Genomic DNA, 25,658 nt, shown 5'->3' with positions numbered 1-25,658 from the left:
CTGGTCAGGTGCGGTGACGGACAGGCCGCTCATGATCGTTACCACACCAAACCCTCACTTTTCGCGCCGGAACCCCTTAACCGCCTCCAGGGCGTCGGCCGCCCTCCGGCTGGTGACCCCGCGCGCCATGTAGACGTCCTGGGTGGTCGACACCTTGGAGTGGCCGAGCTGGTCCGCGATCTGCCGAGCGCTCAACCCGGCCTCGTCGAGGATGGTCGCCACCGACCGCCGGAACGTCCGGAAGGTCACCCACGGGTAGCCCGCCCGCTCCCGGAACTCGCGCCACCGGGCCAGGGTGTTGTGCTTGTCCCGCAGCCCGCCGAGCGAGTTCGGGAACACCGGCCCCCGCAGGTCCGCCTGATCGACGCCGAAGCGTTCCGCCAGCGTGGCCCGCCGCTCCCGGAGCACGTCGACCAGCCAGGCCGACAACGGCAACGCCCGCTCGGACACGTCCGTCTTGCCGAAGTTGATCCGCTGTCCCTGCCCCCTGACCCGGATCAGCCCGCCGCCCCAGTCGACCGTCCCGGCGTTGAGGTCGAGGTGGTGCCAGTGCACCGCCAGGCCCTCACCGGTCCGTTCCCCGGTGCCCGCGTACCAGCGGGCCAGGTCCGGCAGGTCGTGACGCACCGCCACGTCGTCGCTGTCGAGCTTGGCCAACAGGTCGGTCAGCTCCTCCAACGAGAGCGCGCGGGCCCGCCTCTTGCGCCCTTCCAGCGGAGCCACGTCCCGCACCGGGTTGGACGCCAGCGCACCGTGCCGCACCGCCAGGCCGCAGACGCCGGACAGGATCGTCCGCACCGTCTTGGCCGTCGACGAGCTGTGCCGGTCCTGCGCCGCCGCCACCACCCGACCCAGTCGCGGCACGGTCAGCTCCCGCACCCGCAGTTCCCCGATGGCCGGGAGCACCAGGCCGTTCAGCCGGTTCTCGTAGGTCTCCTTCGAGGTAGGGGAGCGGCGACCGGCGTCGATGGCCCGTTGGAACTCTTCCAGCCACAGCGCGGCAGCCTCCCCGAACCGCATGTCCGGCGTGATGCCGTCCGACCCGGTGGGAGGCGTTCGGTCCCTCAGCGCCTCCTTGAGCGCCTGGACCGCCGCCGTCTTGGTCCTGCCCCACCGCTCCACAGGACGCGTGACCCCGTCGAAGTCGCGGAACTTCGCCGTCGCCCGCCACCCCGTCGAGGTGCGATAGGTCCTGATCTTCCCGTGTGTGCCCAGCGGCAGCGGGGGCCGGGGCATCAGGCCGTCCCGTCCGGCAGGGACTCCACCCACGCCTTGACCTGATCCGGCACGAACCGCACGTACTTGCCGACGCGCTTACCCGGCGGACCGTACTTCCTGGTCCGCCACTGGTAGAGGGTGTTGATCGGGACGTCCAGGAAGTCGGCCACCTCCTGCATCCCCCAGAGCTTGTTCATACCGCTACCTCCTGTTCGTACTTGCGTTTGCGCTGCTCACGGGTTCGTTCCGCGATGGCCAGGGCCAGTTCGCGTTCCGCGTCGTCGGCGTAGCCGGTACCCGTGTACTCCCAGTGGTTGACCAGCAGGACCGCGCCGGGGTCGTGGCCGAGGTGGTCGAGCATCTCGGCCGTGCGGAACGCGCGCCGTTCGCCCCGGATGGCCTTGAAGGTGGTCGAGTAGGCCCGGGACTTGGACAGGAAGTGGCCCCGGAAGGCCAGCATGTGCGCCCAGCGGCGCAGGTTGAGCCTGGCCAGGTGTTCCAGGTCCCCGAGGTCCCACGCGGTCTGGATCATGCGTCGGTGGTGGTCGTGCACCCGCAGGTAATCGATGTCGAGTTGCGAGCGGATCGGCCGGTCGGAGGCTTCGCTCTTGCCGGTTCCCTTGGTGGCGTACTTGGCGACGTACCCGGCCAGCCGGGTCTCGCTGATCTCGCCGTCCTCCTCCACCTCGGCGGCGCTGGCCGGACGGATGTGGCGCACGTCGACCTGGGAGCCCCACCGCAGCGTGGTCACCGTGCCGTCCGGGAGCGCCTGGTCCAGGGCGACCGTGCGAGCGGCGCCGGTGATGGCGGCTTCGATCAGCTCCACCGAGGCCCACGCCGGGGTGGGATCGGCGGGTCCCTCGGGTCCGTCGAGACGCACCACGGCGTGGAAGTGGACCAGGCCGCGCCGCTGGTACTCCGCGACCTTGGCGTAGGACAGCCGGGCGTGGTCCTTGAACGTGCGGACCGGCAGCCCGACCGCCTTCATCAGCTCGCGCTTGAGCGCGGTCACGAACCGGTGCCACAGCTTGCCCGCGTTGGCCTGCCACAGCACCGCCCCGACGTAGTCGTAGGCGTCGGGGTCGAGCGGGGTGCCGATGGCGGGGTCGGCCGGGTGGTGCCAGGTGCCGCACGCGCACGGCAGAACCTTGCCGCGGTGGGTGGTGCGTCGGTTGTGCACCGGCCCGAACGACGGCGCGGTCAGCGTGGCGAACACCCGGGGCTTCTCCGTGACCGAGGTCGGGACGCCCTTGGAGCCGCCCGCCAGGCCCGCGTGCATCAGGTGGTAGGCATCGGCCGCGTACCGGTCCGAGCACGAGGGGCACACCGACTCGCGGCGGTTGCCGCAGGGGATGAACACGTCCCCGCCGTGCCAGTCCAGCAGGCCACCCGTCGCGGCGTCCTGTACCTGCCAGCCACCGGTCATCCGGATGGGCTGGGCACAGCCGCCGGTGGCGGTGACCTTGTCGCGCCAGTCGCGGTAGTCGGCCCGCCGCAGTCGGTGGGCGATGCGTTCTTCGAGCGTGGAGACCACGCGGTACCTCCTTTCGAGCAGGACGAGGAGGGGGACACGGCTCCGAGGAGGAAGCCGTGTCCCGCTCATGAGGGCAGGTCAGGGATGCCTGCCGTGGATCAGGCGAAGGCGTGCCCGTTGTGGGTCGCGTGTTCGGCGGCGATGCGGTCGGCCAGGTCGGCAGGCACGCGCACCGCCTGGCGCACGTCGTCGGCGGTCAGCGCACGCCCCTCGGCGGCGACCTGGTCGGCTTTGGCCCTGACCGCCTCGCGGATCGGGTCCGGCAGCTTGAGCCGGGTGCCGGTGGCCAGTGCGGCCTGGACCGGCCGAGGAGTCGCCGGGGCGGGTGCCGAGGTCTGCGGCGCGGCGGAGGTGGCGGCCCGGTAGGCGTCGGTGATCGCCTGGTTCATCCGCTGCTGGATCACCGGCATGACCTCGGCCACGCCGAACACCACGACCGGCACCATCACGTGAATGGCCAGGTTGCCGACCTCGAACCGCTCACCGGGGCGCACCGCGACCGTGGGGTAGACGTTCATGAACAGCGTCGAGCCGAGCAGGATGCGCTTGAGCCAGTCCACCCACTTGCTGTCCACCGGTACGCCCCGGTGCAGGACCTCGGACTCGAAGACCAGCAGCATGATCAGAACCCCTGCCAGCATCGGTTCGGCCAGCCACGCCGCCCACCACAGCGGGTCGGAGATCGGCCGGTGACCGGCCAGGAAGTCCTGGACCCCGGCGGTGGTGAACCCGAGCCCGAGGGCGAGGAAGAACCACATGCCGCGCGTGATCAGCCGCCGCTGCGACTCGATCCGCACCGCCACCAGGTCGGGATCGTCCACCAGTCCCCGGAGCTGCTTGGACTCGGCAAGCCGGTGCCGCAGGCCCACGACCCGCCTGGTGACCCCAGTCTGAACGTCGATCTCGTCGGAGTCGTCAGCCTGCACGGCTCTACCTCTTCGGGCTGAGCCGGTTGAACAGCTCACGTCCGGCAGGCGTGATCTCCATGTGCTCGGCGTTGAACGGTTCGCCGGACTCGTCCTTCAACGCGCGCGTCTGTCCCGCGCTCAGGCAGCCGTGCTCCTCCAACAGCCAGATCGCCTCCGACTGGTCACCGGTGGCGGGCCGCGCCTGGTCCCCGTGGTCCAGGAACCATCCCCACGTGCCGGTTCCGTCACCGCCACGGGTGTAGAGCCGGTCCGCGATGGCCATGCGCAGCATCTTGTCCACGTCCGCCTTGATCCAGTTCGGCGGATCGGTCTTCGTCCAGTCCGGCAACCTCGGCTGGTTCTCGTTCTCCGGCATCGGTGATGCCTCCTTCCCTATCGGCAGTTCGAAGGTGAAGCGGTCGAGGCGGCTCACCGCAGCCCGCGCAGGTGGAACCAGCGGGTGCGGATCTTGTGGCCGGAGTTGGTCAGCTTGACCGTGTTGACGTTCTTGCGGATCGCGCCGTGCAGTTGGGTGGTGAACTCGCCATCGGCGGCGTAGCGCTGGTCGACCAGCGACTCCACCACGGCGGTCACGTCGTCCTCGGCGTGGCGGCAGTGGCCGTCACCGTCCAGGCGCACCACCCGGTCGTTGCTGTCCAGACGACCGATCCGGCCGTCGTGGATGTCGTCGAGCACCTCCACCACCAGGTCCGGGGTGCCACCGAACCCGGAGGGCCTGCCCCGCTCCATCGGCGGGGCGGTTTCAGGCTTGTCGGCAGAGGCCGCGAACAGGTCGAGCTGTCCGGAGATTTGTCGGCGCGCCATAGGGTCACCGCCGCTCGGCCGACTCGCGCTGGTACAGGCTGCGCAGCGTCACCCGCAGCCCCGCCAGGCCCCCGATCGCCGTCAACACGGCGAGCACGAACGCGCCGTTGAAGCCCTGCCACAGGTAGACCAGCCACAGCACCAGCGCGCACACCGCGCCCCACCGGACCATCTGCCACCCGGCCCACATCACGAATCCGAAGCGCCACACCTCAGGCCACCACCCTCAGGCCGCCCAAGCGGCCGGTGCTCACGAACTCGACCAGCTCATCGATCTCCGAGTCGTCCACATAGGACGCACGCACGCGCATCGGCAGACGGGACTTCTGCCGCAGCACGTACCCGATGCCCGCCGTCGCCGGGTCGTTGGGGATCTCGTCGGCCAGCGCACCGCGCAACCGCGCCCCGTCCCCCAAGGTCATGTCCACGTGACCGGCCGAGGTCACCCGCAGGCACATCCGCACCGTGAACAGGTCCCGGACCGGCACCACGTCCTTGGTCGGCTCCTGGACGAACCCCAGCATCGAATGCCCGGTCGCCCGCCCCTGGGTGCCGACGTACGAGAGCAGCTTGCGCATCGCACGGGCGTGATCACCCCACCCGAGCAGCGAGCCCAGTTCGTCGAGCACCAGCAGGTTCAACGGGGTCTCCCGCGACACCGCGAACTTGCGCCGCCCCTCAGCCGCCAACCGCCGCTCCGTGGCCTCCAGATCGGCCACGAACTCCTCAACCACCGCCAGGCAGTCATCAGGCTCGGCCGCGTAACGGTGCGCGATCCGCTCGGACTTGACCAGCTCCATCCGCTTGGGGTCCAGCACCCACAGCCGCACCAGGCCGTCACGGATCAACGGCGCGACCGACCGCAGCGCCGACCACACCAACGAGCCCTTGCCCGCGCCCGTGGCACCCGAGCCGAACCAGTGCTGACCCGCCAGCGGCTCACACCAGTCCTGCCCGTACTCGGTCTCACCCAGGTACACCGCGCCCAGGTCCACCGCGTCGGCATCCCACGGCATCTCCGGGGCGTCGATCACCTCGGTGAACGACTCGCGCCGCTGCACGATCACGCCGAGCACCTGGGGCTTGACCTTCTCCACCCCGACCCGCTCCGCGTTGAGCGCGACCGCCAACTCCTCGGCCTTGGCCTCCCACTGGCGCACCGTCTGCCCCGACACCAGCCGCACGAACACCGTGTCCACCGAGGGCGAGAACGACCGCACCCGCACCACGCGCGGCACCCTCGGCAGGCCCGTCTTGCGGTGCATCGGAGCCAACTCGCAGTCCAACAGCACGTCCCGCCACCGGCGCCCGGCGTAGCGGGACAACCAACGCCGCCGCAACGCCCGCAACCTCGGCGCGGCCACCACGTCGAAGCTGTCCGGGTGCGCCCGGTACCACGCCCCCACACCCGCAGCCGCCGCACCCAGGAACACCCCGGTCGGCACCGGCCCGAACTCCACCGCCGAGGCCGACAACACACCCGGCGTCAACACCAAGCCCGGGTGACGAGCCGCCCACAACGCCGCCCGCCACTCCGCGCCCATCCTCCTGTTCGAATAGCTCAACACCACCCCTCCTCTCCTCGCAGACGACGAAGGCCGGTCCCGACACCACATCGGAACCGGCCCCGCCAATAATGGGAATTCGCCTCAGTCGGCGCGGACCTTCGACTTCGAGTCGGTGAGCGCCACCAACAACTCACCCGTCGCCTTACGCGCCTTCTCGTACGATGCCTTGAACCCCGGAACGTCCACCGGAACCCCGCGCAACGTCTTCCGCAGGTGCAACATCGCGGCTTCCAACTCGTCCGTGGCGCTCTCCACGCGGTAGCTCACGATCACACCGCCCACTCCCGCGACACCAGGTCGCCCTCGTGCTTCTTCGCCTTCACCCGCACAGCGTCCAACGCCTCGAACGCCTTGCGCCGCAACGCCTTCAGCTCGTCCCGGGACGGCGTCGTCCAACCACCGCCCTCGGCCGCGCCGTCGTCCACCAGCTCGATCACCGCGTCGACCGCGCGGAACGCCTCCTCCACCATGTCCATCGCACCGATGAACTCCCCGTACTTCTTGATCGCACGTGAGTTCAACCAGTCGCTGACCATTCCCGTCACATGACCACCCCTTCTCCGGAGGGAACCACGAAGATCCCCGAACGCACTCACGATCGGGGATCAACGTCATTCCCCGGTGCGTCAAGGCACCGGAAAAAGGCATGGATCGGCCCACTGTGGAATTGTCAAAGAACAAACGGATGCTTCTGCTGTGCGGCATCACCGCCTACCCCGACTTGCCGGAGCGGTTCACGTGGCCACAGGAGCCCGATTCTCGAAACCGGACAGCGAGAAGGGTCGATCAGCCCAGCGGCTTCAGACCGGCCGCACGCCACGCCAGACCGGAGACCGTCTCACCCCTGCCGTTCTTGAAGCTGTACGGCGACACCGTCGCGCCGATCAGCTCCACGAGCGCGCCCTCGTCGAAGCCCTCGCCCGGGTCCGCCGACAGCGTCACCCGGATCTCCTCGCCCTTCTGGCCCTTGGACTTCGCGAAGACCGACACCACGAACTGGGACACGCCGTCCCGGTCCGTCACGATCTCCGAGGTGCCGTCCACCTCGCGCGTCTTGAGCGCGGGCTCCTCCGTCACCATCAACCGCCACCCGCTCAGCACCACCGGGATGTCGCGCATGATTACCTCCTCTGTACAGAACTTGTTGACTACAGATAACCACAGTTCTGTACCGAACTGCAAGGCTTATCTGTACAGAGGTTGCAAAGGCGAACGATGCTGGTGAGCGGCTACATGCTTGAACTAGGCCGGACCTCAGTCGTCAGCCGAGAACTTGTACTCCAAGACGTAGGACGCGCCGTCCAGCACCATCAGGTTGACCTCAACCGGCAGATCCTCGTTGGTGTAAGCGGTTCGAACGATCTCGACCACCGGCGTTCCCTGGGCGAGGTCGAGCGTCTGCCGTTCGTGCTCGCGGGGCATCCGGGTCCGCAGCTCTTCCCGGAAGCGCATGGGCTTGTGCCCCAGCTCAGCAAGCCGGGCGTACGAGCCGCCTTCCCCGGTGTTCGCCTGCGTGATGGCCGAGCCCTCCACAAGGTAGGCCGGATAGTAGGACGTGGCGATCTGGACCGGCTTGTCCTCCACCGCGAAGGTGCGTCGGCGGACAATGACCGCAGTTCCCTCTTCCAGTCCGAGGACATGCGCGACGATCGAGGGCGCCGGTTCTGTGGTCACCTCGGTGCCTTGCGCCAGGGGGCGGATGCCGAGGTCTGCACTCCAGATGGAGCGGCCGGTACCCCACACCACGGTCTTGAGGCGATCGGGGGAGACTCGCCGGATGGGGCGGAACTCCCGGACGTAGGTACCCGAGCCGCGCTTGGCGATCACGAGCCCTTCGTTCTTGAGGACGTCCAGCGCGCGACGCGCGGTCGGCTGTTCCACCCCGTACTTGGTCATCAGGTCGTTCTCGCCCGGCACCTTCTCGCCTGGTTTGAGCTGACCGGAGTCGATCTCCTGGCGCAGTTCGTCAGCGATCTCCCGGTAGCCCATGCGGGTCGCACCGTTGCCCATGGGCCACCTCCACTACTGACGGTAGTTCTGTACAGCTCCAAGCTACCCCGTCCGGTGTGCGTCCATGCAACACCCCCGACAGGGTCACACCGGCGTGTTCAGAGTTTCTTTTCTTCATCAAGGCGGCCCCTGCCGGGGCCGCTCGCGCCGCTCTGCTTGAGGCCGCTCGGCAAGGGCCCGGGGCCCGGCTCCGCCACCCAGGCCCGCCGGCGGCCGAAGACGCGACCGACCCCGGCAAACCCGGCTATTCGCTCGATCGTTCGCGACACCACTAAGATGGGCCGATGAGTCACGGAATTGAACACCATCTGCTTGCACAGCCTGCCGCCGCACCATCAGTGCCGTTTTGGTTGCAAGTAGTGGCCATCGCCCTAGCTCCTTTCATGGGTTTTCTAGGAGTCGCGGTAGGGGCGTTTCTCAAGGATCGGTCCGATCGCGTCGTAGCCCTGCATAAAGAACGCCGAGAGCTGTATTCCGAGTACCTCAATGCACTGGCTAAATTTAACCATCATTACGGGAATGTGGGCGCGCTGGCCTTCCGTCAAGACGAAACCGTGAAGTATCGAGAGTACATAAATGTCCAGCATGAGATGCATGCACTAATGATCGGACTGATAACGCGGATCGACCTGGTGGCCTCTCAGGCGGTTGTAGACGCTGCTCATAAATTCTATCACTATATCGTGGTGATTACGGGGGTTCAGGTGAAAGCGATTGACGAAGGATGGGTTCGAGAAGAATGGAATAGGGGGGTTGCGTTGGGGGCTAGAATAGCTCGCGAATTCCGCAATGCTGCTATCCGTGATGTCGGAATCCCGCGACGTGATCGAGGCAGGCGGGCAATGCCGGATAGCTCTCCGGAATGGGAGGAATCTATGGTCAAATTCACGACCGGCGAGATTGAGAGAAAAATTGACGATCGTGGAAAGAGTCAGTCGTAGGTATGACTCTGGTCAGCCAAAGCGTCCTCGCCGGACGGGCAGGTCTCCGGGATGGCGGGGGAGCGTCGTTGGCCGCCGGTCCGTTCGGTGCCGGAGCGCCATCCCGACGACCTCCCGAAGGGCTATCACGCTGCCGCCAGGGGGCAAGCTTTCGCGCGTACCCTCGCGACCGGCGGCAGGTTGCCCCCTGGCGGCAGCGTGATCGGGCTGCGCCAGGTCGACGGGATGGCGCTAGGGCACCTCAACTTGGTGATCCAAGACAAGATCAACGCCCCACTTTTGCCCCACAAAACAACGGCAGATGACCACGAAGCACGATCCACAGTGGTCATTCGCGGACGTTAAGCGCGCTGGTGGTGGTGTCTGCTGGCAGGTGTCGACAGACGACGGGGGAGACGGCCAACAATCCGTCAGGTCGTGGGTTCGAACCCCACCCGCCCTACTCGCTCTACCAGGCGGAACAGAGCTTAACAAGATCCACTGAGGGTCATCTGTACATGCTCCTGCTCGTCAACGGCACGGCGGCGGAGCGCCGCAAGCGTGGCGGTGTTCGCGAGCACGACAGCCGATCGAGTTCGCGTACGGCGTCCGCGTGACCGGTCGCGTCTAATGGATCTTCAGCTTCCCGCTGCCCGGTTGACGGCAGGGGAAGGCCGCCCGTGCTCTGCGCCATGAGTCAGGACGGTTTCGCTGTGGTTGTGGTAAGGGGTGGGCGGTTCGTTCGTCTGCGAGGTGGTGTTAAAGTCCCAAGGCTTTTCGCACCGTTGCGACCTTGATGACCAGTCGTCGTGAGTTTCCGATTACCGGCTTGAAATCATATTTGCGGTAGAAGGCGGCGGCCTTGTCGTCGATGGCATCCACCACGATCAGTCGTCCGGATGCGACTTCTGCTGCCTCGACCAGTCTGGTGAGGGCATCGTGGAGCAACTCCGCGCCGTGTCCCCCGCCGTGTAGGGAGCGATCCAGTGCCAGCTTCCCCAAGAGATATGCGGGTACCGGGCCGGTCAGTCCTCCTGCGAGGCTGGACGACACCTCTTCTCTCGCGACCTGGTGGGGTGTGATCGCGTAGTACGCGACAACGCGATCACCTCCGATCGACGTCCAAACATATGTTTTCGCGGTTCCGCGCTTGGCGGCGTTGACCGCTTGATTCCTCAGCCAATCGTCCAGTACGGGCACGCCGCAATCAAAATTGGCGAGTTCGTGCTGTTCGTCCAGCGCGGAAGAGGCCCAGTCCGTCACTTGCGCACATACCCCCGATGAGCTGATTTGAGCTTTGCCAAGCCGGGAGCTTCGTCTGCCGCGTCAAGGGCGGACATGAGTGCGTCGAACTGCTCCGCTGGCATGATCGTTACATCCGCACGGGCGAGTACCTTGTCCGCGGCGTCTACGGCCGCCTCCACGACGAATGAACTGGTCGACTTCTTGCTCAGTTCCGCGGCTCTCTCGATCCGTCCCTTCTGGGCCTGGTCGAGCCGAAAGTCCAAGCGAGCTTGCTTGATCGACATGTCCCCACCTCTCCGTCGGTCTTCCCCGCCGACGAGTCCAGCGTACGGCGTTTGTACGGAGGATGCGAGGGAAGGCTCATGATCGTGGACTTCGACCGCCGCGAAGCATGATCCACAGCGGTCGTTCGCGGATGCCGAGGCGCAGGTCTACTCGCCGATCTTCTTCGCCGACAGGACGATCCGGGTGGCGCAGTCGACCACCTCGCCCGCCGAGATGCTCTGGGCCGTGGTGGTCCAGTTGCGGTCCACCACGAGCAGGCGGCCCTGGCCCGTGGCGTCCTCCTCGTGGAGGAAGAAGAGGCCGGCGGCCTGCATGGTGTCCTGGGCGGTCTGGTGGACCAGGCCGACCACGTTCGGCACGGTGCACGTCTTCGGGGTGGCCGGTGCTGCTTCCGCTGTGGTGGCGGGCGGCAGTGGCGGGGGCGTGGCGGTCAGGGGCGCGGCGGTTGGGGCCGGGGCTGGGGCCGGGATCGGTTCGGGTGTGGTCAGGGCGTTGTCGTTGCCGGGCTGGGGCGAGCACGAGACGAGCAGGGCCGCGCCGGCTAACAGGGCGGTTGAGCGGAGCTTCACGTGGGTCCTCCCGGTGGCTGCCTTCACCTCGACACCTCTCGTACTACTCCACACCGCCGCCCGCCGCCGGCACCCGCGTCCGGTCGGGGCCGTGTTCGGGCGGTAGGAACGTGGGTAGCATCAGGGGTGTGAAAATCAGTGTGAGCCTCCCCGAGGAGGACGTAGAGTTCGTTGATCGCTACCTGCGGCAACACCGCAGCGCCTCGCGGTCCTCGGTGATCCACCAGGCGATCACCCTGTTGCGCGAGGCCGGGCTGGAGAACGCCTACGCCGGCGCGTGGGAAGAGTGGGAAGCGGAGGGTGAAGCCGACATGTGGGACGTGACCGCGCCGGACGGTGTCCTCGATGCGGCGAGGTGACATCTACTGGGTGGACCTGGAGCCCGTGCGGGGCGCCGAGGCCAACAAGATCCGCCCGGCCGTGGTCGTGAGCAACGACGCGGCGAACCGGGCCGCCGGGAGGGGCGGCCGAGGGGTCGTGACGATCGTGCCGATCACCTCGAACACCGCGAAGGTGTACCCGTTCCAGGTCCTGCTGCCCGCCAGGGACTGCGGGCTGGGCACGGACTCCAAGGCGCAGGCCGAGCAGGTGCGCACGGTCGCCGCGGCCAGGCTCCGCGCCCGCATCGGCGGTCTGCCGCCCACCGTGCTCAAGCAGCTGGACGAGGCGCTGCGGCTGCACCTCGCGCTCTGAGGGGGGCCACGGCGTGCAGAGCCGTGCCGCCGGGGCACTTGGCCCCGGCGGCGAACCGTCACCCGACGACCCTGATCGCCCCCGCCGGGCACAGGTGCTCGGCCTCCCGCGCCGCCTTCGCGTGCGCGCCGGTCGGCGACGGCTCCAGCAGCAGCACCGTCCCGTCGGTCTCGTCCTGGTCGAACACGACCGGGTCGGTCAGCGCGCACATGCCCGACCCCACGCACCGCTCCTGATCGACCTCGACCCTCACGAGAACGCCACCGGCAGCTCGTGCACACCGTAGATCGCCATGTCCGTCCGCATCCTCACCTCCGCCGCGGGCACCGCCAGCCGCAGGTCCGGGAACTCCCGGAACAGGGCCGCGTACCCCACCCTCATCTCGATCCGCGCCAACTGCTGCCCGAGGCACTGGTGCGCCCCGTGCCCGAACCCGAGGTGCCCCGAGGCGGACCGCGTCACGTCGAACTCGTCGGGCCGCTCGAAGCGCTCGGGGTCGCGGTTCGCGGCGGTCACCGAGATCGACACCGTCTCACCCGCGCGGACCACCACGCCGCCGATCCCCACGTCCTCCAGCGCCGTGCGCGTGGTGCCGAAGTGGATGATCGACAGGTACCTCATCAGCTCCTCGACCGCGTTGTCCACCAACGCCGGGTCGTCGCGCAGCAGCCGGAGCTGGTCGGGCCTGGTCAGCAGCAGGAACGTGCCCAGGCCCAGCATGTTCGCGGTCGTCTCGTGCCCGGCGATGAGGAGGAGCAGGCCCATGTTGGCCACCTCCTCGTCGTCGAGCTCGCCGGTGGCGATCAGGCCGCTGAGCATGTCGTCACCGGGCTCGGCGCGCTTGCGCGCCACCAGGTCCGCGACGAACTCCAGCACCCGGTCGAACGCCGCCCTGATCTCCTCGAACGGCCTGTTCAGGCTCAGCGCCGCGCCCGTGTCGCGCTGGAACCCCTCCCGCTCCTCGTAGGGCACCCCCAGCAGCTCGCAGATCACCATCGACGGCACGGGCAGCGCGAAGTGCTCCACCAGGTCCACCGGCGAGCCGTGCGCCCGCAGCCCCGCCAGGTGCTCGGCCACGATCTGCTCGACGCGCGGCATCAGCTGGTTCATCCGCCGCACGGTGAACTGGCCGGTCAGCAGCTTGCGGTAGCGGGTGTGGTCGGGCGCGTCCTGCCCGATGAACATGCCCGGCTGGGCGGGCGGCTGCTGCGGCACGGCCTGGCCGCCCACCTCCCGCAGGATGTGGTGCAGCTCGCTGCGGCTGCTGAACCGCGGGTCCGCGTGCACCTCCCGGGCCAGCGCGTAGTTCGTCACGAGCCACCCGAGGTGGCCGTCCGGGAACCGGAGCCTGCTGATCGGCTCCGCCTCGCGGAGGATGCCCAGCTCCGCGGGCGGGTTGAACGGGTCGGGCCTCTCGACGGGCAGGCCGGTCGTCAGGGTTTCGGTCATTCCGCACACCTCCCAGTGCGTTCAGGAACCTCCTTCGCAAGCTACAGAAAATTCACGAACTCGTGAAGTAAATAAGCCATAAGGAGATATCCGTAGTACGAGTGATAGCAGGTGTGCTACAAAGCGCGGGAGAACTCTGACAAGGGGGAGGTGAGGGTCCTTGGTCATCGAGGTGCGTGATCTGCGGATGCGCTACGGCACGACGGACGTGCTGCGCGGCGTCGCCTTCAGCGCGGCGCCCGGCGAGGTGGTGGCCCTGCTCGGGCCCAACGGGGCGGGCAAGACCACCACGATCGAGATCCTGGAGGGCTTCCGGCTGCCGTCGACGGGGCACGTCCGGGTCCTGGGGGAGGAGCCCGGCCGGGGCGACGAGATGTGGCGCGCCAAGCTCGGCGTGGTGCTCCAGTCGTGGCGCGACCACTCGCGCTGGCGCGTCCGCGAGCTGTTGGACCACGTCGGCCGCTACTACCGGCCCTACGGCACGCCCGACCGGCCGCGCCCGTTCGACACCGACGAGCTGATCGGGACCGTCGGCCTGGCCGAGCACGCGCACAAGAAGGTCGCCAAGCTGTCCGGCGGCCAGCGTCGCAGGCTGGACGTGGCGATCGGCATCGTCGGCCGGCCCGAGCTGCTGTTCCTCGACGAGCCGACCGCGGGCTTCGACCCGCACGCGCGCCGCGACTTCCACGACCTGGTGCACCGGCTGTCGGACCTGGAGGGCATGACGATCCTGCTCACCACGCACGACCTGGCCGAGGCGGAGCGGCTCGCGGACCGCATCCTCGTGCTCGCGGGCGGCCGGATCATCGCCAACGGCAGCCCCGACCAGCTCAGCCGCCACGTCGCGGGCAAGTCCGAGGTGATCTGGACCCACGACGGCCGCCGGCACGTGCACACCACCGACGACGCGACCGCGTTCGTCCGCGACCTGTTCCGCCGGCACGAGAGCGGCGTCTCCGAGCTGGAGGTGCGGCGCAGCACCCTGGAGGACACCTACATGGCCCTGGTGCAGCGGCACGAGGGCGGCCGGGCGGAGCAGGAGGAGGTGGCCGCGCTGTGAACGCCACGCTGTACGGGGCCCGACTGGGCCTGGACCGGGGGTGGCGCGAGTTCAAGCACAGCCTGCGCAGCTCCGACCAGGGGTTCAACCTCTTCTCCGCGATCGCCTTCCTGACCGTGCTGTGGTTCCAGCGGAACTCGCAGGTGGAGGGCACGGGCATGTCGCTCGCCTCGCTCACGCTGCCGGGCATGATCGGCATGTCGGTGGCGTTCAGCGGGCTCGTGGGACCCGCGGGCTCGCTGTCGATGAACCGCGAGGACGGCACGCTGCTGCGCGCCAAGGCCGTGCCCAACGGGATGGTCGGCTACCTGGTGGGCCGGGTCGTGCAGACCTCGCTGGACACCGTGTTCAGCCTGACGGTGGTCGTCCTGCCGGCGCTGTTCCTGGTGGACGTGATCGCCGACGCGGGGATCGGCGGCCTGCTGGCCATGGCGGGGGTGCTGGCGCTGGGCATGGCCGCCACGCTGCCGTGGGGCGCGGTCGCCGGCTCGATCGCCAAGAGCCCCGGCGGCGCCATGGGGATCACCATGCTGCCGATCATGGGCATCACGGCGATCTCGGGCATCTTCTACCCGATCACCGCCCTGCCCGGGTGGCTCCAGGGGGTCGCGCAGGTGTTCCCCGTGTACTGGGTGGGGCACGGCACGAGGTGGGCGCTGCTGCCCGACGCCGTCGCGGCCGCGGAGGTGGGCGGGACCTGGCGGCTGCCGCTGATGGCGCTGGTGCTGGCGACGTGGGCGGTGGTCGGGTTCCTGCTTGCGCCTACGATCCTGCGGCGGATGGCCCGCCGGGAGTCGGGCACGGACATGGAGCAGCGCCGCCAGGCGGCGTTGCAGAGGGGCTCCTGAGCCGGGGGGTTTTGGTGTGAGCGAGAGCGTCTACAACCGGATCGCGATGCTGCGCGCGGAACGCGGGGTGTCACGCCGGCAGCTCTCCGAGGCCCTCGGCATCCACTACCAGACGGTGGGTTACCTGGAGCGCGGCGAGTACAGCCCGAGCCTGTACCTGGCGCTGCGCCTCGCCCAGTACTTCGAGGTGCCGGTCGAGGTGGTGTTCTCCACCGACCCGTTCCCCCGGCTGGGCAGCTCGGAGCGGTCCGCGTAGGCGGGGGTGGCGACGCGCGCCACCCCCACCCCGGGCTTCAACGCCCGGGCTTGGGCGCCCGGGCTTCAGCGCCCGAGGACGGCCCGCAGCGCCGAGCGCACCGCCCGCGTCAGCTCGGCCCGGCTCTCCGGCGTCCCCGGCTCGGGCGCGTGCAGGGCGCCCGCGCCCACCAACCGGTCGAACAGCAGGCCGTCGAGGAAGGCCACCAGCTCCCGGCTCTGCCGCTCGGGCTCGGGCGCGCCCCACGCGGTGAGCACCGCCCGCGCCCGGGCGCGCGACACCTCGCCGTGGGCCAGCACGTCGCGCAGCTCGGGGTGGTGGGTGGCCTCCAGCAGGCAGGCGTAGCGGGCCAGGGTGCGTTCACGGGTGGCGCTCATCCACCGGTCCAGGACGTGCGCGGCGCCCTCGGCCAGCTCGTCGGGGTCCCGGGGCGCGGTCAGGCCCGCCGCCTCCACCTCCGCCGCCTCCAGCTCCGCCAGCCGCCGCACCACGCCCTCCACCAGGGCTTTCCGCGTGCGGAAGTACGCGGACGTCGAGCCGAGCGGCACGCCGGCCTCCGCGTCCACCGCGCGGTGGGTCAGGCCGCGCATCCCCCGGGTCGCCACGAGGTGGATGGCGGCGTCGGCCAGTGCCGCCGTGCGGTCCGTCACGGTGCGTCCCCTTTCTACACCTGTAGAGTACCGGTATCTACAGGTGTAGAAAGGGGTGGGCGATGAAGGCGGTCGTGGTGGGTGGCGGTCTCGGTGGGATCACCGCCGCGGTGGCGTTGCGCGCGGTCGGGTGGGAGGTGACCGTGCTGGAGCGGGCGCCCGAGTTCGGCGAGGTCGGCGCGGGGGTGGGGGTGATGCCGAACGCCCTGCGCGCCCTGGCGCGGCTGGGGCTGGCCGACGAGGTGCGGCGGATCGGCACCCCGCGCGTGGCGGGCCTGGTCCGCGACCCGGGGGGGCGGGCGCTGGTGCGCGTCGCCGGGGCCGGGTCCGACCGCGTGGTGGCCGTGCACCGGGCCGACCTGCACCGGGTGCTGCGCTCCGCGCTGCCGGAGAAGTGCCTGGTCACCGCGACCGAGGTGCGGTCGGTCGAGGAGGTGGACGCGGACCTGGTGGTGGCCGCCGACGGCCTGCGCAGCGGAATTCGGCGCGAGCTGTTCCCCGACCACCCGGGACCGGTCTACGCGGGCACGACGGGGTGGCGCGGCGTGACCGGGGCGGGGTTCCCGCGCGACCTGGAGATCGGGCAGACGCTGGGGCCGGGCGCGGAGTTCGGCGTGCTGCCGCTGGGTGACGGCCGGGTGTGCTGGTACGCGGCGACCACCGCGCCGGAGGGCGCCCGCGCCGCCGACGAGCTGGCGGAGGTCCGGCGGCTGGTCGGCGGGTGGCACGACCCGGTCGCGGCGCTGCTGGACGCGACCCCGCCCGGGACCGTGCTGCGGCACGACATCCACGAGCTGGCCACGCCGCTCCCGACCTACGTGCGCGGGCGGGTGGCGCTGCTGGGCGACGCCGCGCACGCGATGACGCCCTACCTGGGCCAGGGCGCGTGCACCGCGGTGGAGGACGGGGTGGTGCTGGCCGCGATGTGCGCGCGGCACGACCTGCCGACCGCGCTGGCCGAGTACGACCGGCAGCGCCGGCCGCGCACGCAGGCCGTCGTTCGGGCCTCCCGCCTGGTGGGCCGGGTGGGGCACCGGGTTCGTCACCCGTTGGTGGTGAAGGCGCGGAACGCGGTCATGCGCGCCGTGCCCGCCGGGGTCGGGCTGCGGGGCATGACCCGGTTCACCGGCTGGACCCCGCCCGAGCTGTCACCCGATAGGGGGCACGTCGCTGGTGACCTACATCACAAATAACTGCTGAGCCTCGCTCGGATAACAATCAAATATCACTCGTTTTCCCAGGATGGGTCACTCTTTCGCGCGATCAAGCACGCACCGTGTGTCCCTCGACGCGGGAGGTGCCCACCCCCGGTGCCCAACACCGCGGTGCACGGTGCGTGCAGGGGCAACTACGGTGTCCCGCCATGGCCCCCGTCCCCTCGTGCCCGGCTGAAGCCATGTCCCCGCACGCCCCGTCCGCCGCCCCGTCCGTCGACCTGGCCGAGGCGGAGGACTTCGTCCGCCTGCACCACGGCGAGCACCCGGAGCTCGGCCCCGTCGAGCACCGCCTCGCGGAGGTGCACGCCGAGGTCGCCGCCACCGGCACGTACCGCCACACGGCGGACGAGCTGGTGTTCGGCGCGCGCGTCGCGTGGCGCAACAGCGCCCGCTGCATCGGCCGGCTGTACTGGCGCAGCCTGAGGGTCCGCGACCTGAGGGACCTGCGCGACCCCAAGGAGGTGGCCGACGAGTGCGTCGAGCACCTCAAGCTCGCCGGCAACGGCGGCAAGGTGCGCCCGGTGATCAGCGTCTTCGCCCCGGACGAGCCTGGCCGGCCGGGACCGCGCATCCGCAACGAGCAGCTGATCCGCTACGCCGGCTACCTCGGCTCGGACGGCGGCGTGCTGGGCGACCGGCGCAACCTGGGACTGACGGAGGAGGCGCTGGAGCTGGGGTGGCGGCCGCCGGCCCGGCGCGGCCCGTTCGACGTGCTGCCGCTGGTCGTGGCGCGCGAGGGCGCCGACCCCTGCCTGGTCGAGCTGCCCGGCGAGGCCGTGCTGGAGGTGCCGATCGAGCACCCCGAGCTGCCGTGGCTGGCCCGGCTGGGGCTGCGCTGGCACGCGGTGCCCGTGATCAGCGACATGCGCCTGCGCATCGGCGGGGTCGACTACCCGGCCGCGCCGTTCAACGGCTGGTACATGGGCACCGAGATCGGCGCGCGCAACCTCGCCGACGCCGACCGGTACGACCTGCTGCCGTACCTGGGCAGGCGGATGGGGCTGGACACCTCCAGCGTGCGGACGCTGTGGAAGGACCGGGTCCTGGTCGAGCTGAACCGGGCGGTGCTGCACTCGTTCGCGCGGGCGGGCGTCACCATCACCGACCACCACACCGAGTCCGACCGGTTCCTCGCGCACCTGGAGAAGGAGGAGGCGGCGGGCCGGTCGTGCCCGGCCGACTGGACCTGGATCGTGCCGCCCATGTCCAGCGGCATCACCGGCGTCTTCCACCGCTACTACGACCGGCGCGAGCTGGTGCCGAACTTCTTCCCCGGCGACACCAGGGGCGTCTGCCCGGTCATCCACTGACCGTTCGGCGCAACAAGACGTACATACGGTTGAAGTGAAGGGTCAACTGTGGCGTAGATCACCTCGGGCGGTCTACGGTGATCACCGTGAGAGTGGGTGTACCCGCGGAGTCGCGGCCCGCCGAGCGCCGCGTAGCCGGTTTGCCGGAAACGGTGACCACGCTGATCGGTGCCGGACTCACGGTGGACGTGCAAGCCGGAGCGGGCAGACACGCCCACGCCTCGGACGCCGCCTACCGCGCAGCCGGTGCGAACGTCGTCCCAGACCACCCCGCCGGGCGGTGCGAGGTCCTGGTCTCCGTCCAACCACCGACCCCCGAGCAGGCCGCCTGCCTGCGCGAGGGCGACATCACGATCAGCTTCCTCCAGCCCAACGCCGAGCCGGAGCTGGTCGAGGTCCTCCGGGCCAACGGGGTCACCTCCTTCAGCCTCGACCTGCTGCCCCGGGTGACCAGGGCCCAGTCGGCCGACGCCCTGTCGTCGCAGGCCCTGGTGGCGGGCTACCGCGCCGTGGTCGAGGCGACCCGGCGGCTGCCGAAGTTCCTGCCCATGTTCACCACCGCCGCGGGCACGGTCCCGCCCGCCAAGGTGCTCATCCTCGGCGCGGGCGTGGCCGGCCTCCAGGCCATCGCCACCGCCCGCCGCCTCGGCGCGGTGGTCGAGGCGTACGACGTGCGCGCCGCGGCCAAGGAGGAGGTCCGCAGCCTCGGCGCGAAGTTCCTCGAACTGGACCTGGAGACCCAGGGCGGCGTCTACGCGCAGGCCCAGTCCGAGGAGTTCCTGGAACGCCAGCGGCAGCTGATCGCCGAGCGCGTCGCGGCCTCCGACATCGTCATCACCACCGCCGCCGTGCCCGGCCGGACGGCCCCGGTGCTGGTCACCAACGACATGCTCAAGGCGATGACCCCCGGCTCGGTGGTGGTCGACCTGGCGGCCGAGTCCGGCGGCAACGTCGCCGCGTCCCAGCCGGGCGAGGACACCTGGCTCGGCGAGGTGCTCGTCGTCGGCGCCCGGAACATGCCCAGCACCATGCCGGTGCACGCCAGCCGCCTCTACGCCCGCAACGTCACCAACCTCCTGGTGATGATGACCGCCGACGGCCGGGTGGCGCCGGACCTCGACGACGAGGTGCTGGCCGGCTGCTGCCTGACCCACCGGGGCGAGCTGAGGAGGGAGCTGTCGTGATCGACCTGCTGACGATCTTCGTGCTCGCCGTGTTCGTGGGCTTCGAGGTCGTGTCGAAGGTGTCCACCATCCTGCACACCCCGTTGATGTCCGGCGCGAACGCCATCCACGGCGTGATCCTGGTCGGCGCGATCCTCATCACCGGCCGCGCCGAGCACGCCCTGGAGGTCGCCCTCGGCCTGGCGGCGGTCTTCCTGGCCACGGTCAACGTGGTGGGCGGGTTCGTGGTCACCGACCGGATGCTGGAGATGTTCAAGGGGCACCGGCGGTGAGCCCGACCTGGGTCCAGCTCGCCTACCTGGCCGCCGCCCTGTGCTTCGTGCTGGCGCTCAAGGGCCTGAGCACGCCGAGGTACGCCCGCGCGGGCAACCTGGTCGGCGCGGCGGGCATGGCGCTGGCCGTGGTCACCGCCTACGTCCACGGCGCGGTCCACAACGGACTGCTCATCCTGGTCGCGATCGCCGCCGGCGTCGCGGTCGGCATCCCGGCGGCGCGGTCGGTGAAGATGACCGCCATCCCGCAGATGGTGGCGCTGTTCAACGGCGTCGGCGGCGCGGCGGCGGCGCTGGTGGCGCTGACCGAGTTCCTGGAGGTCGCCGAGGGCTCGGTGCTGTTCCAGGTCGCCACCGTGCTCACCGTGCTGATCGGCTCGGTCAGCTTCTCCGGCAGCGTGGTCACCTTCCTCAAGCTCCAGGAGGTCATGACCACGCGGCCCGTGCTGCTGCCCGCCGGCCAGGTGGTCGGCGTCGCGGCGGCGGTGGCGAGCGCGCTGCTGGCGCTGGGCGTCGTGCTCACCGGCAGCGGCACGCTCCTGGTGCTGCTCGCGGTGGCCGGGCTGGCGCTGGGCGTGCTGTTCGTGCTGCCGGTCGGCGGCGCGGACGTGCCGATCGCGATCTCGCTGCTCAACGCGTTCACCGGCCTGGCCGTGGCCGCGTCGGGCTATGTGCTGGCCAACACCCTGCTGATCGTCGCCGGCACGCTCGTCGGCGCGTCCGGCACGATCCTGACCCGGCTGATGGCGCAGGCCATGGGCCGCCCGCTGACCAACATCCTGTTCGGCGCCTTCAAGACCACCGCCACCGCGGCGGCGACCGGCGAGCAGCGCACCGTCCGGTCGGGCACCGTCGAGGACGTCGCGATCCTGCTCGGCTACGCCCACTCGGTGCTGGTGGTCCCCGGCTACGGCCTGGCCGTGGCCCAGGCCCAGCACGCCGCGCGGGAGCTGGCGCAGCTGCTGGAGCAGCGCGGCATCGACGTGGCGTACGGCATCCACCCCGTCGCGGGCCGGATGCCGGGGCACATGAACGTGCTGCTCGCCGAGGCCGACGTGCCCTACGAGCACCTCAAGGAGCTCGACGACGTCAACCCCGGCATCGGCAGCGTCGACGTGGTGCTGGTGGTGGGGGCGAACGACGTGGTCAACCCCGGCGCGCGGGACGAGCCGAGCAGCCCGATCTACGGGATGCCCATCTTCGACGTGGACCGGGCCAAGGCCGTGGTGTTCATGAAGCGGTCGATGCGGCCGGGCTTCGCCGGGGTGGACAACACCCTGCTCTACAACCCGAAGACGACCCTGCTGTTCGGTGACGCGAAGGACTCGCTGACCAAGCTGCTGGCGGCGGTGAAGCAGGTGTAGCGCGGTCGGTTCCCGGCCGGGTCGGTTCCGGGCCGGGAACCGACCGCGCTACAGCTCGTAGCCCGGCACGGCCGGTCCGAAGTGGTCGCCGAACGCGGCGTCCGCCTCGACCCGCGCCCACCAGTCGGCCCGCTCCCGGTCGCGCACGTCCGGCACGAGCACGGCCACGCCGGACCGCCGCACCAGCTCCACCATGCGGGTGATCGCGTCGTGCAGGAAGCCCCGCGGCAGGTCCGCCAGCCTGGTCACCACCGACGGGTCGAGCACCAGCGAGCCCACCGGCACCTCGGCCAGCAGCGACAGCTCGGCCTGCCCGCCGTTGAAGCGGCTCAGGCCGGTGGTGATGCCGCTGTCGCGCAGCACCCGCGCGTTGTCCTGCCCCGTCTCGGTGAACATCGACCTGGTGTCCAGGAAGATCCGCAGCCGCGACGCGGGCAGGCCGGTCTCGTCCAGGGTCCGCTTCACCGCGCGGACCAGGTCCTCGTCGCGCGACTGCATGGGCGACAGCTCGAAGAACAGCACGCCGGTCACCTCGCCCGCCGCCTCGCGCAGCGCCCACTGGCCGAGCGCGAGCGACAACCCGTTGGCCTCGGCCAGCTCCACGCACTCGTCGTGGTCCAGGTCGTCCCACCGCAGCCGCGCCACGTGCCCGAGCGCCCGCCCGGTCGCCAGGTCCACCACCGGCTGGTGCTCGACCTCCAGCTCACCGTCGGCCAGCGCGCCGGGCATCCGCGCCGCCCGCGCCATCCGGGTCCGCGACCGCTGGTCCTCGTGCCGGTCGTAGGGCAGCCACTGCCGCTTGCCCGCCTCCTTGGCCCGGCGCAGCGTGGCGTTCGCGGCGCGCAGCAGCTCGGCCACGTCCCAGCCGGCCGGGGGCCGGTCCACCACGCCGATGCCGCACGACAGCGCCACGCCGCCGTCCATCGGCCGCTCCAGCGCCTCGTTGATCCGCTCCACCAGGTCGGGCACGGTCGGCGTGGTGGGCGAGTCGACCACCACCACGGCGAACTCGTCGCCGCCCATCCGCGCGACCAGCGCCTCCTCGCCGACGACCACCGCCTCCAACCGGTGGGCCACCTCCTTGAGCAGCCGGTCGCCCACCTCGTGGCCCAGGCCGTTGTTGACCACCGAGAAACCGTCCAGGTCCAGGTGGTAGAGGGTGATCCCGCCGCGCGAGTGCAGCGCCTCCAACCGGCTGATGAAGCTCGGCCGGTTCGCCAGGCCGGTCAGCGAGTCGTGCACCAGCTGGAAGTCCAGGTTCTTCTGGAGCAGGTGCAGCTCGCTGACGTCCTCCACCATCGTCACCTGGTAGGCGGGCGCGCCGGCGTCGTCGCGCAGCAGCGACACGGCCAGGTGCGCCCACACCGGCTCGCCGTCCGCCCGCAGCAGCCGCCGCTGCTCCCGGAACCGCTCCACCCGGCCCTCGCCCACCGACCGGTACGCGACGGTCAGGTGCTCCGCGTCCCGGGGGTGGAACAGCTCGGCCAGCCGCCGCCCGGCGAACCAGTCCGGGTCCCGGTCGACCATCTCGGCCATCGACTCGTTGACCTCCACGCACGTGCCGCGCGCGTCGGTGATCACCATGCCGAACCCGGACGAGTCGAACACCTCGCGGAACCGCGCCTCGCTGACCCGCAGCCCGCGCTCCGCCCGGCGCTTGGCCAGCAGCAGCGCCTGCTTGACCTCCTCCTGCTGGTCGAACGCGTCCAGCCGCATCGCGGTGGCGAAGCCGGCGCCCACCGCGCCCAGGATCGCGACCGCCCGCTCCACCAGCCCCGGCACGTCGTCGAACTCCGGGCTGAACAGCAGGGCGTGCCCGAGCACCTCCGTGGTCCGCCGCAACGTGTCCGGCCCGGTGAAGTGCGCCTCGACCAGCCCGCGGCCGACGGCGACGACCGGTTCGGGCGTGAACGGCCCGGCCCGCACCGCGTCCACGACCACGTCCACCAGGTCGAGCAGGTACAGCTCGATCTCGACCGGCGACCGGGGCACGTACGCGGTCGGGTAGATCGCGCGCATCCACGCGCGGGCCAGTTCCCTGCGGCGGGTCCTAGGGGGTGGTGGCACGGGCGCTCACCCCTTGCGGCCCACCCCGGCGAAGATCCCGGCCCGCTCGGCGTCCTCCTCGGCGGCGCCCTCCTCCGGGCGCCACCGCGGCAGCGGCACCACCCCGGGCTCGACCAGGTCGAAGCCCGCGAACAGCGCGGTGATCTCGGCGTGGGTGCGCGGGTACATCGGGTTCGCGCTCTTCTTCATCACCTCGACCACCCCGGCCATCTCCTCCGGCTGGAGGTCCGAGGTGAACTGGGAGAGCGCCAGGTGGCTGCCGGGCGCCACCGCGTCGCGGTAGGCGGCGACCACGGCGGCCGGGTCCGCCTCCGGCGGCACGAAGTGGAACACGCCCACGGCCAGCACTCCGACCGGCTCGGCGAAGTCCAGCAGGCCGGTGCCGCGGGCGGCGGCCAGCACCGCCTCCGGGTCGGTCATGTCCTCCTGGAGGATCGTGGCCGACTCCTCGCGCTCCAGGATCATCCGGCTGTGCGCGACGGCGACGTCCTCGAAGTCCACGTAGACCACGCGCGACCCGGGCGCGGCCCGGCCGGCGACCTCGTGCACGTTGCCGACGGTCGGGATGCCGGACCCCAGGTCCAGGAACTGCCGCACGCCGGCGTCGACCAGGTGCAGCACCGCGCGCCGGAGGAAGGACCGGTTGAGCCGGGCGATCGTGCGCGCGTTGGGCTGGGCCAGGATGAACCTCTCCGCCAACGCCCGGTCGGCGGCGAAGTTGTGGCCGCCGCCCAGCAGGTAGTCGTAGAGCCGGGCGGCGCTGGGCAGCCCCGTGTCGACGTCGTCAGGGACCCAGCTCAGCCGATCAGCCACCGCACCTCACCCATCCGCCTCGCCCCCGCGGGGCGACAGTACTGACATGATCCGTGCGTCGGCAGGGGGTGAGACCGCTTGTCCCCGATCGGCCTAGACACCACTCGTCGGTGTGGCCATCGGAGTGACGAGGACCACGACCGGTGCCCGGAAGACGTGCCGCCCGGCGAGCCGTCCCACATGCCGGGCACCGGGGCGCCGCGAGCGTCGCGACCACCCGCCGGGGGGTCGCCGGCCAGTACCCTTCGCCCATGTCAGACGAGGCCCGCACGCTCACCGACGTGGTCACCAGGCTCCGCCGGGCGCTGCGCACCAGCATCCGCTCCGAATGGCCGTGGGACGCGCTGCCGATGGCCCGGGTCGAACTCCTCCAGACCCTCGCCGAGCGGCCCCCGATGCGCGTGGGCGACCTGGCCTCGGAGCTGCGCCTCGCGCCCAACACGGTCAGCGGGCTGGTCGGCCAGCTCATCGAGAGCGGCCTCGTCGAGCGGGGCGGCGACCCGGCGGACCGCCGCGTCGCGCGCCTGTCGGTCACGCCCCGGGGGCACGAGCAGCTGGCCGTGTGGCAGGCCGCGCACGAGAAGCGCATCGGCTCGGCGCTGGACAAGCTCGAACCGGGGGAGCGGGCCGACGTGGTGCGCGCCCTGGCCGCCCTGGACCGGCTGGTGGACCACCTGCGTGACCACTGAGAACCGCGTGGTCGCCGCCGTGGCCCTGGGCGGCGGGCTGGGCGGCGCGGCGCGCTACGGCGTGGGGCTGGCGGTGCCGGGGGTCGCGGGCGTGCTCCTGGTCAACGTGGTCGGGTGCGCGCTGATCGGGGTGCTGCTGGTGGTGGCGCCCCGGCTGCACCCGCTGGCCCGGCCGTTCCTCGGCGTGGGCGTGCTGGGCGGCTTCACGACGTTCTCGGCCTACGCGCTCGACGCCGTGGAGCTGGGGGACCGGCGGGCCGCGGCGTACCTCGTGGCGTCGGTCCTGCTGGGCCTGTCCGCGACCGCCGCGGCCGCCGCGCTCACCCGCCGGGTCGTGCCGTGACGCCGGTGCTGGTGTTCGCCGGCGCGGCGGTCGGGGCGGTGCTGCGGTACCTGGTCGGTCGCGCGCTGCGGCGCTCGTTCCCGTGGGCGACGCTGCTGGTGAACGTGGTGGGGTCGTTCGTGCTGGGCCTGGTGGCCGGGTCCGCCCCCGCGGTGGCGGCGCTGGTCGGCACCGGCTTCTGCGGCGGGTTGACCACGTTCAGCACGTTCAGCTGGGAGACCGTGGCGCTGGTCGAGGAGGGCCGCGCGGGGCGGGCGCTGGCGAACGTCGCGCTCAGCGTGGTCGTCGGCGTCGCGGCGGCGGGGCTGGGGTACCGGCTCGGCCGGTGACGCCCGCGCCGCCCGCGCGCGCCGGACCTGCC

General features: G+C 70.7%; 34 protein-coding genes. 14 read left to right on the top strand and 20 right to left on the bottom strand.

What is annotated here, in order from left to right; genetic code table 11:
* Positions 1–54: 54 nt before the first annotated feature.
* The 12 genes from ACFP3R_RS14900 to ACFP3R_RS14845 form a co-directional block, all read right to left on the bottom strand.
* A complete protein-coding gene (locus ACFP3R_RS14900) occupies positions 55–1,236 on the bottom strand; it encodes a site-specific integrase (protein WP_380636549.1) in 1,182 nt (393 codons plus the stop codon).
* Positions 1,236–1,415: a helix-turn-helix transcriptional regulator gene (locus ACFP3R_RS14895; protein WP_380636546.1), complete on the bottom strand. Its 180-nt coding sequence runs from the start codon at positions 1,413–1,415 to the stop codon at positions 1,236–1,238. Before ACFP3R_RS14895 ends, ACFP3R_RS14900 begins: the two co-directional genes overlap by 1 nt.
* Positions 1,412–2,752 (bottom strand): replication initiator, encoded by a 1,341-nt coding sequence (locus ACFP3R_RS14890; RefSeq protein ID WP_380636544.1) that lies wholly within the window; start codon positions 2,750–2,752, stop codon positions 1,412–1,414. The genes ACFP3R_RS14895 and ACFP3R_RS14890 overlap by 4 nt, the downstream gene beginning before the upstream one ends.
* Positions 2,753–2,850: 98 nt before the next feature.
* Positions 2,851–3,678, bottom strand: a complete 828-nt coding sequence (locus tag ACFP3R_RS14885) for a hypothetical protein (protein ID WP_380636541.1) — start codon at positions 3,676–3,678, stop codon at positions 2,851–2,853.
* A gap of 4 nt (positions 3,679–3,682) precedes the next feature.
* Positions 3,683–4,036, bottom strand: coding sequence for a hypothetical protein (locus tag ACFP3R_RS14880; RefSeq protein ID WP_380636538.1), 354 nt, complete (start codon positions 4,034–4,036; stop codon positions 3,683–3,685).
* A 53-nt stretch (positions 4,037–4,089) separates the two neighbouring features.
* A complete protein-coding gene (locus ACFP3R_RS14875; protein WP_380636537.1) occupies positions 4,090–4,485 on the bottom strand; it encodes a hypothetical protein in 396 nt (131 codons plus the stop codon).
* Between the two features lie 4 nt (positions 4,486–4,489).
* Positions 4,490–4,696, bottom strand: a complete 207-nt coding sequence (locus ACFP3R_RS14870) for a hypothetical protein (protein WP_380636534.1) — start codon at positions 4,694–4,696, stop codon at positions 4,490–4,492.
* Between the two features lies 1 nt (position 4,697).
* Positions 4,698–6,053, bottom strand: coding sequence for an FtsK/SpoIIIE domain-containing protein (locus ACFP3R_RS14865; RefSeq protein WP_380636532.1), 1,356 nt, complete (start codon positions 6,051–6,053; stop codon positions 4,698–4,700).
* Positions 6,054–6,134: 81 nt separating this feature from the next.
* The gene (locus tag ACFP3R_RS14860) at positions 6,135–6,320 is read right to left on the bottom strand and encodes a hypothetical protein (protein ID WP_380636529.1); all 186 of its coding nucleotides are present in this window, start codon (positions 6,318–6,320) and stop codon (positions 6,135–6,137) included.
* Between the two features lie 2 nt (positions 6,321–6,322).
* Positions 6,323–6,574, bottom strand: coding sequence for a hypothetical protein (locus ACFP3R_RS14855; RefSeq protein ID WP_380636527.1), 252 nt, complete (start codon positions 6,572–6,574; stop codon positions 6,323–6,325).
* A gap of 265 nt (positions 6,575–6,839) precedes the next feature.
* A complete protein-coding gene (locus ACFP3R_RS14850) occupies positions 6,840–7,172 on the bottom strand; it encodes a hypothetical protein (RefSeq protein ID WP_380636524.1) in 333 nt (110 codons plus the stop codon).
* Positions 7,173–7,307: 135 nt separating this feature from the next.
* Positions 7,308–8,063 (bottom strand): GntR family transcriptional regulator, encoded by a 756-nt coding sequence (locus ACFP3R_RS14845; protein WP_380636522.1) that lies wholly within the window; start codon positions 8,061–8,063, stop codon positions 7,308–7,310.
* A gap of 284 nt (positions 8,064–8,347) precedes the next feature.
* Between ACFP3R_RS14845 and ACFP3R_RS14840 the strand changes: the two genes are divergently transcribed.
* Complete coding sequence (locus tag ACFP3R_RS14840) at positions 8,348–9,004, top strand: hypothetical protein (protein ID WP_380636521.1); 657 nt, start codon at positions 8,348–8,350, stop codon at positions 9,002–9,004.
* Between the two features lie 738 nt (positions 9,005–9,742).
* Here ACFP3R_RS14840 and ACFP3R_RS14835 read toward each other — a convergent pair.
* The 3 genes from ACFP3R_RS14835 to ACFP3R_RS14825 form a co-directional block, all read right to left on the bottom strand.
* Entirely contained in the window at positions 9,743–10,246 is a 504-nt protein-coding gene (locus ACFP3R_RS14835; RefSeq protein WP_380636520.1) for a hypothetical protein, read from the bottom strand.
* Positions 10,243–10,512, bottom strand: a complete 270-nt coding sequence (locus tag ACFP3R_RS14830; protein ID WP_380636519.1) for a type II toxin-antitoxin system TacA family antitoxin — start codon at positions 10,510–10,512, stop codon at positions 10,243–10,245. The genes ACFP3R_RS14835 and ACFP3R_RS14830 overlap by 4 nt, the downstream gene beginning before the upstream one ends.
* A 147-nt stretch (positions 10,513–10,659) precedes the next feature.
* Positions 10,660–11,082: a serine/threonine kinase gene (locus tag ACFP3R_RS14825; RefSeq protein WP_380636518.1), complete on the bottom strand. Its 423-nt coding sequence runs from the start codon at positions 11,080–11,082 to the stop codon at positions 10,660–10,662.
* A gap of 128 nt (positions 11,083–11,210) precedes the next feature.
* Here ACFP3R_RS14825 and ACFP3R_RS14820 point away from each other — a divergent pair, with 128 nt between their 5' ends.
* Both ACFP3R_RS14820 and ACFP3R_RS14815 read left to right on the top strand, forming a co-directional pair.
* Positions 11,211–11,441 (top strand): ribbon-helix-helix domain-containing protein, encoded by a 231-nt coding sequence (locus ACFP3R_RS14820; RefSeq protein ID WP_380636516.1) that lies wholly within the window; start codon positions 11,211–11,213, stop codon positions 11,439–11,441.
* Positions 11,428–11,775, top strand: a complete 348-nt coding sequence (locus ACFP3R_RS14815; protein WP_380636515.1) for a type II toxin-antitoxin system PemK/MazF family toxin — start codon at positions 11,428–11,430, stop codon at positions 11,773–11,775. Before ACFP3R_RS14820 ends, ACFP3R_RS14815 begins: the two co-directional genes overlap by 14 nt.
* Positions 11,776–11,833: 58 nt before the next feature.
* Here ACFP3R_RS14815 and ACFP3R_RS14810 read toward each other — a convergent pair whose 3' ends face one another.
* Positions 11,834–12,028, bottom strand: coding sequence for a ferredoxin (locus tag ACFP3R_RS14810; RefSeq protein WP_380636514.1), 195 nt, complete (start codon positions 12,026–12,028; stop codon positions 11,834–11,836).
* The gene (locus ACFP3R_RS14805) at positions 12,025–13,224 is read right to left on the bottom strand and encodes a cytochrome P450 (protein ID WP_380636513.1); all 1,200 of its coding nucleotides are present in this window, start codon (positions 13,222–13,224) and stop codon (positions 12,025–12,027) included. Before ACFP3R_RS14805 ends, ACFP3R_RS14810 begins: the two co-directional genes overlap by 4 nt.
* Before the next feature lie 187 nt (positions 13,225–13,411).
* Here ACFP3R_RS14805 and ACFP3R_RS14800 point away from each other — a divergent pair, with 187 nt between their 5' ends.
* From ACFP3R_RS14800 to ACFP3R_RS14790, 3 genes are read left to right on the top strand one after another with little or no spacing between them, the layout of a single operon-like run.
* A complete protein-coding gene (locus ACFP3R_RS14800) occupies positions 13,412–14,284 on the top strand; it encodes an ABC transporter ATP-binding protein (protein ID WP_380636937.1) in 873 nt (290 codons plus the stop codon).
* Positions 14,281–15,132, top strand: a complete 852-nt coding sequence (locus tag ACFP3R_RS14795) for an ABC transporter permease (RefSeq protein WP_380636511.1) — start codon at positions 14,281–14,283, stop codon at positions 15,130–15,132. Before ACFP3R_RS14800 ends, ACFP3R_RS14795 begins: the two co-directional genes overlap by 4 nt.
* Before the next feature lie 16 nt (positions 15,133–15,148).
* Positions 15,149–15,388, top strand: coding sequence for a helix-turn-helix transcriptional regulator (locus ACFP3R_RS14790; RefSeq protein ID WP_380636509.1), 240 nt, complete (start codon positions 15,149–15,151; stop codon positions 15,386–15,388).
* A 65-nt stretch (positions 15,389–15,453) separates the two neighbouring features.
* On the opposite strand, the gene ACFP3R_RS14785 is transcribed toward ACFP3R_RS14790, so the two are convergent.
* Positions 15,454–16,038 (bottom strand): TetR/AcrR family transcriptional regulator, encoded by a 585-nt coding sequence (locus ACFP3R_RS14785; RefSeq protein WP_380636508.1) that lies wholly within the window; start codon positions 16,036–16,038, stop codon positions 15,454–15,456.
* A gap of 62 nt (positions 16,039–16,100) precedes the next feature.
* Here ACFP3R_RS14785 and ACFP3R_RS14780 point away from each other — a divergent pair, with 62 nt between their 5' ends.
* The 5 genes from ACFP3R_RS14780 (at position 16,101) to ACFP3R_RS14760 (ending at position 21,385) form a co-directional block, all read left to right on the top strand.
* Positions 16,101–17,231 (top strand): FAD-dependent monooxygenase, encoded by a 1,131-nt coding sequence (locus tag ACFP3R_RS14780; protein WP_380636506.1) that lies wholly within the window; start codon positions 16,101–16,103, stop codon positions 17,229–17,231.
* Between the two features lie 170 nt (positions 17,232–17,401).
* A complete protein-coding gene (locus ACFP3R_RS14775) occupies positions 17,402–18,565 on the top strand; it encodes a nitric oxide synthase oxygenase (RefSeq protein ID WP_380636504.1) in 1,164 nt (387 codons plus the stop codon).
* Positions 18,566–18,642: 77 nt separating this feature from the next.
* A complete protein-coding gene (locus tag ACFP3R_RS14770) occupies positions 18,643–19,749 on the top strand; it encodes a Re/Si-specific NAD(P)(+) transhydrogenase subunit alpha (protein ID WP_380636502.1) in 1,107 nt (368 codons plus the stop codon).
* Positions 19,746–20,021 carry an NAD(P) transhydrogenase subunit alpha part 2 gene (locus ACFP3R_RS14765; RefSeq protein ID WP_380636500.1) on the top strand — a complete coding sequence of 92 codons (276 nt, stop codon included), beginning with the start codon at positions 19,746–19,748 and terminating at the stop codon, positions 20,019–20,021. The genes ACFP3R_RS14770 and ACFP3R_RS14765 overlap by 4 nt, the downstream gene beginning before the upstream one ends.
* A complete protein-coding gene (locus ACFP3R_RS14760; RefSeq protein WP_380636497.1) occupies positions 20,018–21,385 on the top strand; it encodes an NAD(P)(+) transhydrogenase (Re/Si-specific) subunit beta in 1,368 nt (455 codons plus the stop codon). Before ACFP3R_RS14765 ends, ACFP3R_RS14760 begins: the two co-directional genes overlap by 4 nt.
* Before the next feature lie 48 nt (positions 21,386–21,433).
* Here the strand turns inward: ACFP3R_RS14760 and ACFP3R_RS14755 are convergent, their stop codons facing one another.
* Together ACFP3R_RS14755 and ACFP3R_RS14750 are read right to left on the bottom strand one after the other, a co-directional pair.
* The gene (locus ACFP3R_RS14755; protein WP_380636493.1) at positions 21,434–23,452 is read right to left on the bottom strand and encodes a diguanylate cyclase domain-containing protein; all 2,019 of its coding nucleotides are present in this window, start codon (positions 23,450–23,452) and stop codon (positions 21,434–21,436) included.
* A 6-nt stretch (positions 23,453–23,458) separates the two neighbouring features.
* Positions 23,459–24,265 carry an SAM-dependent methyltransferase gene (locus ACFP3R_RS14750; RefSeq protein WP_380636490.1) on the bottom strand — a complete coding sequence of 269 codons (807 nt, stop codon included), beginning with the start codon at positions 24,263–24,265 and terminating at the stop codon, positions 23,459–23,461.
* 251 nt (positions 24,266–24,516) lie between these two features.
* Between ACFP3R_RS14750 and ACFP3R_RS14745 the strand changes: the two genes are divergently transcribed.
* The 3 genes from ACFP3R_RS14745 to crcB are packed head-to-tail and all read left to right on the top strand — an operon-like array spanning position 24,517 to position 25,626.
* Complete coding sequence (locus ACFP3R_RS14745; RefSeq protein ID WP_380636487.1) at positions 24,517–24,954, top strand: MarR family winged helix-turn-helix transcriptional regulator; 438 nt, start codon at positions 24,517–24,519, stop codon at positions 24,952–24,954.
* Entirely contained in the window at positions 24,944–25,297 is a 354-nt protein-coding gene (locus ACFP3R_RS14740; protein ID WP_380636484.1) for a fluoride efflux transporter FluC, read from the top strand. The genes ACFP3R_RS14745 and ACFP3R_RS14740 overlap by 11 nt, the downstream gene beginning before the upstream one ends.
* Positions 25,294–25,626 (top strand): fluoride efflux transporter CrcB, encoded by a 333-nt coding sequence (gene crcB, locus ACFP3R_RS14735; protein ID WP_380636482.1) that lies wholly within the window; start codon positions 25,294–25,296, stop codon positions 25,624–25,626. Before ACFP3R_RS14740 ends, crcB begins: the two co-directional genes overlap by 4 nt.
* Positions 25,627–25,658: the final 32 nt, after the last annotated feature.

The sequence above is a fragment of the Saccharothrix lopnurensis genome (assembly GCF_042658445.1).
In the GTDB taxonomy this organism is placed as follows: domain Bacteria; phylum Actinomycetota; class Actinomycetes; order Mycobacteriales; family Pseudonocardiaceae; genus Actinosynnema; species Actinosynnema lopnurensis.
This window is presented reverse-complemented; position numbering and strand designations above follow the sequence as displayed.